The sequence below is a fragment of the Polaromonas sp. genome (assembly GCF_010365105.1).
Taxonomy (GTDB): domain Bacteria; phylum Pseudomonadota; class Gammaproteobacteria; order Burkholderiales; family Burkholderiaceae_C; genus Polaromonas.
Genome location: NZ_JAAFGZ010000014.1, coordinates 25,835 through 37,750, shown reverse-complemented (window position 1 = coordinate 37,750; position 11,916 = coordinate 25,835). Strand labels below are relative to the sequence as shown.

9 protein-coding genes are annotated in these 11,916 nt (G+C 64.7%); 6 read left to right on the top strand and 3 right to left on the bottom strand.

Annotated elements, in window-relative coordinates; genetic code table 11:
* Window positions 1-24: 24 nt before the first annotated feature.
* Complete coding sequence (gene chrA / locus GZ092_RS11095) at window positions 25-1,404, top strand: chromate efflux transporter (protein WP_293636449.1); 1,380 nt, start codon at window positions 25-27, stop codon at window positions 1,402-1,404.
* A 69-nt stretch (window positions 1,405-1,473) separates the two neighbouring features.
* Entirely contained in the window at window positions 1,474-3,444 is a 1,971-nt protein-coding gene (locus tag GZ092_RS11090; protein WP_293636448.1) for a SulP family inorganic anion transporter, read from the top strand.
* A gap of 102 nt (window positions 3,445-3,546) precedes the next feature.
* Here GZ092_RS11090 and GZ092_RS11085 read toward each other — a convergent pair whose 3' ends face one another.
* From GZ092_RS11085 to GZ092_RS11075, 3 genes are all read right to left on the bottom strand, one after another.
* Entirely contained in the window at window positions 3,547-4,701 is a 1,155-nt protein-coding gene (locus GZ092_RS11085; RefSeq protein WP_293636447.1) for a cytochrome P450, read from the bottom strand.
* Window positions 4,702-4,925: 224 nt separating this feature from the next.
* The gene (gene cueR, locus GZ092_RS11080) at window positions 4,926-5,342 is read right to left on the bottom strand and encodes a Cu(I)-responsive transcriptional regulator (protein ID WP_293636446.1); all 417 of its coding nucleotides are present in this window, start codon (window positions 5,340-5,342) and stop codon (window positions 4,926-4,928) included.
* Window positions 5,339-7,810 (bottom strand): heavy metal translocating P-type ATPase, encoded by a 2,472-nt coding sequence (locus GZ092_RS11075; RefSeq protein ID WP_293636445.1) that lies wholly within the window; start codon window positions 7,808-7,810, stop codon window positions 5,339-5,341. Before GZ092_RS11075 ends, cueR begins: the two co-directional genes overlap by 4 nt.
* Before the next feature lie 251 nt (window positions 7,811-8,061).
* Here GZ092_RS11075 and GZ092_RS11070 point away from each other — a divergent pair, with 251 nt between their 5' ends.
* The 4 genes from GZ092_RS11070 (at window position 8,062) to GZ092_RS11055 (ending at window position 11,828) form a co-directional block, all read left to right on the top strand.
* Entirely contained in the window at window positions 8,062-8,250 is a 189-nt protein-coding gene (locus GZ092_RS11070; RefSeq protein WP_293636444.1) for a heavy-metal-associated domain-containing protein, read from the top strand.
* 86 nt (window positions 8,251-8,336) lie between these two features.
* The gene (gene asd / locus GZ092_RS11065) at window positions 8,337-9,206 is read left to right on the top strand and encodes an archaetidylserine decarboxylase (RefSeq protein WP_293636443.1); all 870 of its coding nucleotides are present in this window, start codon (window positions 8,337-8,339) and stop codon (window positions 9,204-9,206) included.
* Between the two features lie 5 nt (window positions 9,207-9,211).
* The gene (locus GZ092_RS11060; RefSeq protein WP_293636442.1) at window positions 9,212-10,249 is read left to right on the top strand and encodes a PDDEXK nuclease domain-containing protein; all 1,038 of its coding nucleotides are present in this window, start codon (window positions 9,212-9,214) and stop codon (window positions 10,247-10,249) included.
* Between the two features lie 103 nt (window positions 10,250-10,352).
* Window positions 10,353-11,828, top strand: coding sequence for a M20 family metallopeptidase (locus GZ092_RS11055; RefSeq protein WP_293636441.1), 1,476 nt, complete (start codon window positions 10,353-10,355; stop codon window positions 11,826-11,828).
* Window positions 11,829-11,916 lie beyond the last annotated feature (88 nt).

Genomic DNA, 11,916 nt, shown 5'->3' with positions numbered 1-11,916 from the left:
AGGCTGAGCGCGAAGTCACGGACCATGGGCATTTCGTCTTCAGCTTCTGACGCGCCCGCCCGCATTTCCTTGCGCGAGGCCTTCAAATTCTGGCTGCAGCTCGGCTTCATCAGCTTTGGCGGGCCGGCCGGGCAGATTGCCATCATGCACCGCGAGCTGGTGGAAAAGCGCCGCTGGGTGTCGGAAAAACGCTTTTTGCATGCGCTCAATTTCTGCATGCTGTTGCCCGGCCCCGAGGCGCAGCAGCTGGCCACCTATCTCGGCTGGCTGATGCACAAAACCCGGGGAGGCGTGGTGGCCGGCTCGCTCTTCGCGCTGCCCTCTCTGGTACTGCTGATTTTTCTGAGCTGGATCTACATGGCCTTTGGTCAGCTGCCGCTGGTGGCGGGCATCTTCTACGGCATCAAGCCGGCCGTGGCGGCGATTGTGTTGCATGCCTTGCACCGCATTGCCCGTAAATCATTGGGAAATCCGCTGCATGCGCCCGTTCCGTGGGCTATAGCAGCTATTAGTTTCATAGCGGTAGCGGTTTTGAAGCTGCCTTTTCCAGTGGTGGTGCTGAGTGCGTTGCTGGCGGGCGCGCTGCTGGCGCGTTTTGCGCCGGGTACGCTGGTGCGCGGTGGCAAGCATTCGTCGGCGACCTCCGTCACGCACAACCCGGCCCTGATCGACGACGACACGCCCACGCCAGCGCACGCCCTGTTCAACTCGTCGCGGCTGGCCGCCGTTCTGGCCGTGGGCGCTGCGCTCTGGCTGCTGCCGATGGCGGCGCTGTTCCTGGCCTATGGCTGGAGCGGCACGCTGACGCAAATCGGCTGGTTTTTCACCAAGGCGGCGCTGCTGACGTTTGGCGGGGCCTACGCCGTGCTGCCTTACGTGAATCAGATGACGGTCGAGCATTACCAGTGGCTTAGCACCGCGCAGATGATGGACGGCCTGGCGCTGGGCGAAACCACGCCTGGCCCGCTCATCATGGTGGTGGCGTTTGTCGGCTTTCTGGGCGGCTGGGGCCAGCAGGTGCTGGGGCACGATGCGCTGTTCCTGGGCGCCGCGCTGGCGGCCTGCGTGGCGACCTGGTTCACCTTTTTGCCGTCCTTCATCTTTATCCTGGCGGGTGGGCCGTGGGTGGAATCGACGCGCGGCAACCTCAGGCTGACCGCACCGCTGGCGGCCGTGACGGCGGCCGTGGTCGGTGTGATTGCCAATCTTGCTCTGTTTTTCATAGCTGCTGTCGCTTATCCGGAAAGCGCAAGCGTGCTTTTTGATGCAAAACCCGACGGAGTGGCGCTCACACTGGTCATGCTGGCGGCGCTGGCCTTGTGGCGGCTCAAGTGGGGCGTGATTTCTGTGATTGCCGCTTCGGCGGTTGCCGGCCTGGCGCTGCGGCTGGCTGGTTGGGCCTGATCGCTCCCGCACCGATGTCGGGCCTGCCGCGCGCTGCCGGCACCCTCAGCCAGCGGTATGCTCAGGCCCATGCACGCCTCCCCTGAAAGTACCCGCGCTGCTTCGGCGCACCGCCTTGCAAGCCGACTGCTGGAGCGGCTGTTCGGCAGCTGGATCCGCTGGGTCACGCCGGCCACACTGCGCGCCGATGCCATGGCTGGCCTGCTGGGCGCGGTGCTGGTCCTGCCGCAAGGCATTGCCTTTGCCACGCTGGCCGGGCTGCCGCCCGAATACGGGCTGTACACGGCGGTGGTTCCGTGCATCATTGCCGCGCTGTTCGGCTCCAGCTGGCATGTCATGTCGGGGCCGACCAATGCCAATTCGCTGGCGCTGTTTGCCATGCTGTCGCCGCTGGCCCTGGCTTTCAGCCCCGCCTACATCCAGCTGGCGCTGGCCGTGACCGTGATGGTCGGCGTGCTGCAATGGCTGATTGGCGCGCTGCGGCTGGGCATGCTGGCCAATTTCATTTCGCCGGCCGTGCTGTTCGGCTTCACCTCGGGGGCGGCATTGCTGATTGCCGTGCATGCCTTGCCCGATTTTCTGGGCTTGGGCGCCGCGCCCAAACACGGTGCGGGCGCGGTACTGGCGCATGTGTTCACGCAATTGCCTGCGGCCAAACCGGCCGCACTGGCTGTGGCCGCCATCACGCTGGCCGTCGCGCTGGGGCTGCGCCGTTATCGCCGCAACTGGCCCTACATGCTGATCGGGCTGGTGGTGGCGACAGCGCTGGCCTGGGTCTGGAGCCGCTTTCTGGGGAGCAGCACAACGCCGGCTTCGTCACTGCGGCTCATCGGGCAAATCGCCACGCCGTGGCCGCGTTTCGAGCTGCCGCACATCAGCTGGGCGCAGGCGTCGGAGCTGGTCGGCCTGGCGTTTGCGCTGACCATCGTGGCGCTGGGCCAGGCGATTTCGATTGCCAAGACCGTGGCGATGCACTCGGGCCAGCGCATCGATGCCAACCGCGAATTCAGGGGGCAGGGGCTGTCGAACATCATCGGCGGGTTTTTCTCCAGCTATGTGTCCTGCGGCTCGATGAACCGCTCCATGCCTAATCTGCAAGCCGGTGCCCGAACGCCGCTGGCGTCGGTGTTCTCGGCGCTGCTGCTGTTGGGGCTGGTGGCGATCAGCTCGCAACTGCTGGCGCAGATTCCCATGGCTGCGCTGTCGGCGCTGCTGCTGCTGGTGGCGCTGAGCCTGCTGGACTTTGCGCGCTGGCGCCAGCTGTTCAGCTTGAGTCACACCGATTTTGGCGTGGCGCTGGCCACGATGGTGGCCACCGTCACGATCCGGCTGGAAATGGCCATTTTGCTGGGTATGCTGTTGTCGCTGATGTCGTTTCTGTACCGCACCTCGCGGCCGGCGATGCGCAGCATGGGCTTTGACGGCCGGGGGCTGGACCGCCAGTTTGTGGTGGTTGACGATGCTCCTCAAGCCTCCGAAGAGGCCAGGGCAGCGCCATTCCAGTCAGGGCCGCAGAACCGGCTTTGCCGGGCTGCAGGCGCAGCGGCCCCCTCGGGGGGCAGCGCAGCACACGAAGTGGCAAGCGTGGGGGCGACATTCCTGCCGGAATGTCCGCAACTCAAGCTGCTGCGCATGGAAGGCGAGGTGTATTTTGGCGCGACCCAGCATGTCGCCGACATCCTGCACGCGCTGCGCAGCCAGCCCAATCCGCAAAAGCACCTGCTGGTGATGGCCAAGAGCATGAACTTCATCGATCTGGCCGGCGCCGAACTGTGGGAGGCCGAACTCGCCGCGCGCCGGGCGATGGGCGGCAACCTGTACTTTCACCGCCCGCGCCCCGAAGTGATCCGCATGTGGCGCAAGACCGGCTTCACCGACGTGCTGGGGCCGGGGCACCAGTTTCCGGACAAGTTCACCGCCATTTCCCATATCTTCGGCAAGCTTGACCCGGACATCTGCCGGCATTGCAGTGCCCGGATTTTCTGGGAGTGCAAAACTGCGCCGGGTGCCGACGATCCGGCGAACCAGTCTGCCGGCTGAAGACGAAAGTTGTGAGTAAAAGTCGCCGATAGTCCAATGAAGACGGCTACTAGCTGCTACAAAATAAATAGTAAGTGGCTGGCGATCATCGCTGCCGTTGGCTTACCGGACTTGCAGCGGCAGGCGGTCAAAACCGCTGGCCGGATAGACCGCCAGCGTGGGAGGCTTGCTGGCGGGCAGGCTGATCATTTCCGTCTGGCCCAGCAACTCCTCCATGACCACGATCAACTCCATGCGGGCCAGTGGCGCACCCGGGCAGACGTGAATTCCGGCGCCATAAAGCAGGTTGGCGGCCGGATCGCGGTCCAGGCTGAATTCGTCGGGATTGCTGAAGACCGCCGGGTCGCGGTTGGCGGCGATCCAGTTCAGCGACACACGTTCGCCGGCGTCGATCTGACGTCCGCCCAATTCCACCGGTCGGGTGGCCATGCGCCGATTGGCGACCAGCGGGCCGTGCATCCGCAGGATTTCGTCAATGGCCGCAGGCAGCAGCGAGGGCTGGGCGCGCAGGCGGTGCTGCAGCTCGGTATGTTCGGCCAGGTAATGCGCCAGGATGCCGATGGACGCCGCAATGGTGCCGACCTCGCCGACAGTCCAGTTGCGCAGGATGCTGGCAATCTCGTCGTCACGCAGCGGCCGCCCGTTGACCTCCTGCACCAGCAGGCTGGCGGCAATGTCGTGTTCGGGGTGCTGGCCCGGCGTATGCCGGCTGCGAAGCAAATCGTCCACATAGCCTTCGAACTCGCGCGCGATGCTGGCCATGGCAACACGGTCGCCAGCCAGCGTGGCCTGGTGGTTCTTGCGCGTCCACAGGCGCAGTGCCTCGTGCATGGGCGCTGGCCAGCCAAGAAATTCACATTGCACCCGCACGGCAAAGGGATGCGCCAGCGCGTCCATCAGTTCGACCTCGTCCGGCGCAAGCAAGGATGCGACCTGTAAAGCGGCAATCTGGCGGCAGGCCGGCGCGAACGCCGCCATGCGCCCGGGCGCGAAGTAAGGCTCGATCAGTCGGCGGTAGGCCGTGTGCTCGGGCGGGTCCATGCCGTTGGGCACCGATACATGGCTGGACACGACGCTGCTGAAGGTGGCGGGGTCGTGCAGCGCGCGCACCACGTCCGCGTGGCGGAACACTGACCAGCCCAGAAAATCGCTGTGCGCCACCGGGCAGCGCTCGCGCAGGGCGTCAAAAGCGGCGCGCTGGTCGCGCAGGACTTCATCGCTTGCCGGGTTCCAGTCTGCTTGGGTGGGGTGTTTCATGCCTCGGTCCGTGATCTTGAGATGTCGCGCCACGGGACCGCAAAACCCATGCTCCTTGACCCTGGCACCACCCGCCATTATTGAACTTTTCAGGCCGGTATCTATTGCGCTGGGTCAAGTCATGCAGGCGGCGGGCCGGTTCTCGGGTCTTGAATCAACAAACCGAAAATGCAGGCGCCACGATTGGGAAAAGCGTGTGAAACACATCGCCAAAACAGGTGTGGTTACCGCGCCAGCTCTTTCAATATCGGGCAATCGGGCCGGTCGTTCCCCGCGCAGCAACGCGCCAGTTGGGCCAGCGTTTGCCGCATCGCTTCCATCTCGGCAATGCGCCGCTCCAGGTCGGCCACATGCGCCTGGGCGATGCGTTTCACGTCGGCGCTGGCGCGGCCCTGGTTCTGCCACAGCTTGAGCAACTCGGCAATCTCCAGCATGCTGAAGCCGAGTGTTCGTGCGCGGCGGATGAAACGCAGGGTATGGATTTGCTTGTCGCCATACTGCCGGTAGCCCGCGTCGGTGCGGTGCACGGCGGGCAGCAGGCCCAGCGACTCGTAATGCCGGACCATCTTGGCCGACACGCCCGACTGGCTGGCGGCCTGGCCGATGTTGAAGGGGCCATTGCCCATCACAGCTGCGGTCATTTCGAACTTCCTTTCCAGCGGCGCAGCAGCAGCGCGTTCATCACCACGCTGAAACTGCTGAAGGCCATGGCCGCGCCGGCAATCACCGGGCTGAGCATTCCAAACGCCGCCAGCGGAATGCCGACCGCGTTGTAGAAAAACGCCCAGAACAGGTTTTGCCGGATCTTGGCGTAAGTACGGCGCGAGATATCGATGGCGTCGGCCACCAGCGCCGGGTCGCCGCGCATCAGCGTGATGCCGGCGGCCTGCATGGCCACGTCGGTGCCGGTGGACATGGCAATGCCGACATCGGCTGACGCCAGCGCGGGCGCGTCGTTGATGCCGTCGCCGACCATCGCCACCCGGCCGCCGTCCTTCAATTGCGCCTTGAGCTGGCCGATGATGGCCGCCTTGTTTTCAGGCAGGACCTGGAAATGCACGATGTCGATGCCGAGCTGCCTGGCCACCGCCTCGGCGCTGCCCTGGTTGTCGCCAGTGACCAGCGCGGTCCGGATGCCAAGCGCATGCAGGCTGGTGACGGCCGTGGCGGCGCTGGCCTTGACCGTGTCGCCAAAGGCCAGCAGCGCCAGCAGTTGCGGCGCACTGGTCACATCGGCCAGATAAGACACGGTGCGGCCTTCGGCCTCCAGTGCCTGCGCGCGCACTGCGAAGGCGCCAAGGTCCACGCCCAGTTCCTGCATGAAGCGCGGGCTGCCCAGCCGCAGTTCATGGCCCTCGACCACGGCCGACATGCCGCGCCCGGCCACTGCACGGACCTGGGACGCCGCCGGCACGCCGAGTTCTTCCTTCACGGCGAGTTGCGTGACCGCTTTCGCCAGCGGATGCTCGCTGCCCGCCTGAATGGCGGCGGTCCAGCCAAGGGCCGCATCGCGTGAAATCCCGGCGGGTTCCAGTGCGACCAGTTCGGGCTTGCCCTCGGTCAGCGTGCCGGTCTTGTCGAAAGCGACGATTTTCACCTGGTGCGCCACTTCCAGCGCTTCGGCGTCCTTGATCAGGATGCCGTGCCGCGCCGCCACGCCGGTGCCGGCCATGATGGCGGTCGGCGTGGCCAGCCCCAACGCGCAGGGGCAGGCAATCACCAGCACGGCGACCGCGTTCAGGATGGCGGTTTCCCAGTGGCCTTCTCCCGAGCCCGCCAGCCCCCAGCCCAGCAGCGTGACCAGAGCCAGTCCGATGACCACCGGCACAAACACCGCGCTGACCTGATCGACCAGCCGCTGGATCGGTGCTTTTTTGGCCTGCGCCGACTCGACCATGCGCACGATGCGCGCCAGCGTCGATTCGGCCCCAACCGCCGTGGTGCGCACGAGGATCAGCCCTTCGGCATTGACCGCGCCGCCCGTGACATGGTCACCAGCCTGTTTGCTGACCGGCAGGCTTTCGCCGGTGATCAGCGATTCATCGACTTCGGTCGCGCCTTCCAGAATTTCGCCATCGACCGCGATGCGTTCACCCGGCCGCACGACCACTTGGTCTCCGACCTGCACTTCGCCAATGGGCACATCCCTGTCCACGCCATCACGCCGAAGCCGTGCGGTTTCTGGCCGCAGCGCATTGAGCGCCCGGATGGCTTCGGTGGTCTGGCGCTTGGCCCGCGCTTCCAGCCATTTGCCCAGCAGCACCAGTGTGATGACAACAGCCGACGCCTCGAAGTAAAGATGCGGCATGCCGTGTTCGCCGTGGCGCAGCAGCAGATACACGCTCAACCCGTAGGCCGCCGATGTGCCGACCGCCACCAGCAAGTCCATGTTGCCGGCGCCGGCGCGAACGGCCTTCCAGCCGGCCTTGTAAAAACGCGCACCGAGCCAGAACTGCACTGGCGTGGCGAGCAGCCACTGAATCCAGCCATCGAGCATCCATTCCTTGCCAAACAGCATGCCGACCATGGGCAACGCCAGTGGCGCCGATAACGCGGCGGCGACGGCAATCGGCCACCAAGGCGCGCCGGACGGTGTTGACGGGCTGGCGCCGGTAGCGACATCGGGAATCGCTTCTGCCCGGTAGCCGGCCTTTTCCACCGCCGCAATGAGCCGGGGCAGGGCGGCCGCGTCACTCGCCAGGGTGATTTCGGCGGTCTCCGTCGCCAGGTTGACTTCGGCCGACAGCACGCCCGGCACCTGCTTCAAGGCCTTTTCCACGCGCGCGACGCAGGACGCGCAGGTCATGTCGCCAATCTTCAGCCGCAGCGACGTCTCACCCACGGCGCTGCCTGCGGTGCTGCCCACGGCGTAACCGGCTTTTTCCACAGCCGCTTTCAGCATGTCCAGGGTGACTTCGCGGCCTGCCTTGACGCTGGCCTGCTCGGTGGCGAAATTGACGCTGGCCTCCTCGACGCCTGGCGTGGCGGCCAGGGCTTTTTCGACCCGGGCCACGCACGAGCCGCAGGTCATGCCTTCGACGGGGAAGCGCCATTCTTTCAAGGCGGATGCGGGGGCCAGCGGGGCTGGAAGGGTGTGGCTGACGCTCATGCGTGTCTCCTGAAGATGCAACGATGGGGCGAGTCTGAACCTTGCCATGATGGCAGGGTCAAGCGCTGATTGACATTCATCCTGACGGATTTCAGGATTTGTACACAACCCGTTGACTTTGCCACCATGGGAAGGTTCAGACTTCGCCTTGGGAATCCGGCAAAGCATTACATTGCCTGGCGTCATTCCCGCCAAGGCGCGAAAGACAGCGCCCCCGGTTCTTTTCAACTTTTACTTCCCAAGGAAACACCATGGAATTCAATGTTCCCGACATGAGCTGCGGCCACTGCGCCGGCGTCATTACCAAGGCCCTTCAGCAACTCGATGCCGACGCCATGATCAGCATCGACCTGCCAGCCAAAAAAGTCACGGTCGAGACGGCACAGGAGCGGCAGACCGTCGCCAATGCGCTGACCGAGGCTGGCTACCCGACGCATTGAAGGCGGCGGCCTTCAGGACAAACACCCGCACGGCGATGCGGCGAGGCTCGATAGAATGATTCTTCCCTTCACTTCCGTCAGCGCCTGTGTCCGACCGTCTTGCCGTTTTGCCCCAATACCTGTTGCCCAAACAGGCGCTTACCCGCTTTGCCGGCTTTGTTGCGTCGCGCGAACGCGGCTGGGTGACCACCGAAATCATCCGCCGCTTTGTCGCCAAGTACCGGGTGAACATGGACGAGGCGCTCAATTCTGACATCAGCAGCTACCTGACCTTCAACGACTTTTTCACCCGCGCCCTCAAGCCAGGCGCGCGCCCGCTGGCAAAAGCGGCGCTGGTCTGCCCGGTCGATGGCGCGATCAGCCAGTTTGGCGCCATTGCGCATGACCAGCTTTTACAGGCCAAGGGGCACCACTATTCCACCACGGCGATGGTTGGTGGCGACAAGGCGCTGGCCGCGCAGTACGACAACGGCCATTTCGCCACGATCTACCTGAGCCCGAAGGACTACCACCGCATCCACATGCCGGCGGGCGGGCGCTTGAGCCGCATGATTTACGTGCCTGGCGACCTGTTTTCGGTCAACCCGGTGACGGCGCGCGGCGTGCCGGGGCTGTTCGCGCGCAACGAACGCGTCGTCTGCGTGTTCGAGTCGGCGCGCGGGCCTTTCGTGCTGGTGCTGGTCGGCGCGACGATTGTCGGCAGCATGGCCACCGTCTGGCATGGCGTGGTCAATCCGCCGCGCGGCAAGGTGGTGCGCGAATGGCGCTACCCGGCGTCCGGCCAGCCCGAAGTCGTGCTCAGGCAGGGCGAGGAAATGGGCCGTTTTTTGCTCGGCTCCACCGTCGTCATGCTGTTTCCCAAAGGCCCGCTGCGCTTCAATACCGACTGGGCGCCGGGGCGGGCGGTGCGGCTGGGCGAGCCGATGGCGGATGATCCGGCGGCTTCGCAGGTCTGACGGCCATGTCATCAACCCTTCAGCCGGCGCTGGCTGCCCAGGCCGATTTCGAGGAAGTCGCCGCACTCATCGCTGCCGCCCGGCAGCGCGCGGTGAAGGCCGTCAATACCACGCTGATTGATTTGTACTGGCAGGTCGGCCAGACCATCAGCCGCAAGATCGAGCAGGCGCAGTGGGGCGATGGCGTGGTCGCGCAATTGGCCGGCCACCTGGCGCGCACCCAGCCGGGGCTGCGTGGCTTTACCACGCGCAACCTGTTCCGGATGCGGCAGTTTTACGAGGCGTACCGGAACAACGAGAAAATCTCGGCACTGCCGAGACAATTGCCGTGGACGCACAACCTCATCATCCTCAACCAGAGCCAGCGGCCCGAGGAGCGCGAGTTTTACCTGCGCCAGGCGATACGCGAAAAATGGAGCAAGCGCGAACTGGAGCGCCAGTTCAAGACCGCGCTGTTCGAGCGCACGGTGCTGAGTCCGGTAAAAGTGACACCGCTGGTGTCACAAATGCATCCCGACGCCCTGAGCGTCTTCAAGGACAGTTACCTGGTCGAGTTCCTGGACCTGCCGCCAGGCCATCAGGAGGCCGACTTGCATCAGGGTTTGCTGCAGCAGCTCAAGCAGTTCCTGATCGAGCTGGGCCGTGATTTCTGCTTTGTCGGCAGCGAATACCCGCTGCAGGTGGGCGGTCGAGACTTTGCGCTGGACCTGCTGTTTTTTCACCGGGGCCTCAATTGCCTGGTGGCGATTGAATTGAAGGTCGGGCGGTTCGAGCCGGAATACCTGGGCAAGCTTGGCTTTTACATCGAAGCGCTGGACCGCGATGTCAAAAAGCCGCATGAGCAGCCGGCCATCGGCGTGCTGTTGTGTGCCAGCAAGGACGAGGAAGTCGTGGAATACGCGCTCAGCCGCAGCCTGTCCCCGGCGCTGATCGCCGCCTACCAGACCCAGTTGCCGGACAAGGCCTTGCTGCAGGCCAAGCTCCATGAGCTGTATGCGCAGAATGTGGCCATTGATGCTGCAGAAGGCAACGCCTCTTCCTGAGGGCCGGTGGATCGGCCCGGTTCAGGCGCGGGCGGGGTTATTGCCGCAGGCGTAAAGTAGCCGTCTTGCCCAGAGGCCCCACTTTTCATCTCCGGAGTCCGCCATGAACGCCCCACTGCACCGCGAAATTCCCGCCGACATCCTCAACGCCGCCCAGGCGCTGTCCCAGGTCACCGCCCAGTGGGACGGCGACATTCTCAAGCAGTTGACCGACTACATCGCCATTCCGGCCAAGTCGCCAACCTTCGACCCGGACTGGGCCAGCCACGGCCATATCGACACCGTCATGCGCCATGCCGCGACGTGGGTGGAGGCGCAGAAGGTCGAGGGCCTTGTGCTGGAAGTGGTGAAGCTCGAAGGCCGCACGCCGGTGCTGTTCTTTGAAATTCCGGCGACCCGCACCGGCTCGACACAAACCGTGCTGATGTACGGCCACCTGGACAAGCAGCCCGAGTTCACCGGCTGGCGCAACGACCTGAGCCCGTGGAAAGCCACCTACGAAGACGGCAAGCTGTACGGCCGTGGCGGCGCCGACGACGGCTATGCGGTGTATGCCAGCATCGCTGCCGTGCAGGCGTTAAAAACGCAAAACATCGCGCATCCGCGCATCGTCGGCCTGATCGAGACCTGCGAGGAAAGCGGCTCCTACGACCTGCTGCCGTATGTCGATGCGCTTAAGGACCGGCTCGGCGAGGTGGCGCTGGTGGTTTGCCTGGACTCGGGCGCCGGCAACTACGACCAGCTCTGGCTGACCACCAGCCTGCGCGGCAACGCGGCCGGCGTGCTCAAGGTGGAGGTGCTGACCGAAGGCGTGCATTCGGGTGACGCCAGCGGCCTCGTGCCGTCGAGCTTTCGCATCATGCGGCAGGTGCTGGACCGGCTGGAAGACAGCGCCACCGGCCGGCTGCTGCCGCAAAGCTTTCACTGCGAGGTGCCGGCCGACCGGCTGGCACAGGCCGAGGCCACGGCGAAAATCCTGGGCGACGAGATCTACAAGCGCTTTCCGTGGGCGCATTACGACTGCGAAGGCTCGACGGCCTTTGCGCTGCCGACGACCACCGACCCGGTCGAGGCGCTGCTCAACCGCACCTGGCGCCCGACGCTGAGCGTGACCGGCGCCGAAGGTTTTCCGTCCTTTCGCGATGCCGGCAATGTGCTGCGCCCCTACACCGCCTTCAAGCTGTCGCTGCGCTTTCCGCCACTGGTCGATGCCGGCGCGGCGGTGCAGGAACTCAAAAAGCTGCTTGAAGACAACGCGCCCTACCAGGCTAAAGTGACCTTCCAGGGCGGCGGCGGCGCGTCCGGCTGGAACGCGCCGAGCTCGGTGCCATGGTTCGAGCAAGCGCTCGATGCGGCGTCGCAAAACTTCTTCGGCGCGCCCTGCGGCACGATGGGCCAGGGCGGCACGATTCCGCTGATGGGGATGCTGAGCAAGGGCTTTCCGAAAGCGCAGATGATGGTCTGCGGCGTGCTTGGCCCCAGGAGCAATGCCCACGGGCCGAACGAGTTTTTGCATGTGCCGTATGCCAAGAAGCTGACGGCGGCGGTGGCGCAGGTAATGGCCAGCGTGCCGGGTTGAAAAGCGTCAGAAGCTGTAAATTATTGCAAAAACTGCCTTTTCCGCTTTCTGGGTAACGCTTTCAAGCTATATAAATAGTAGCAAATCG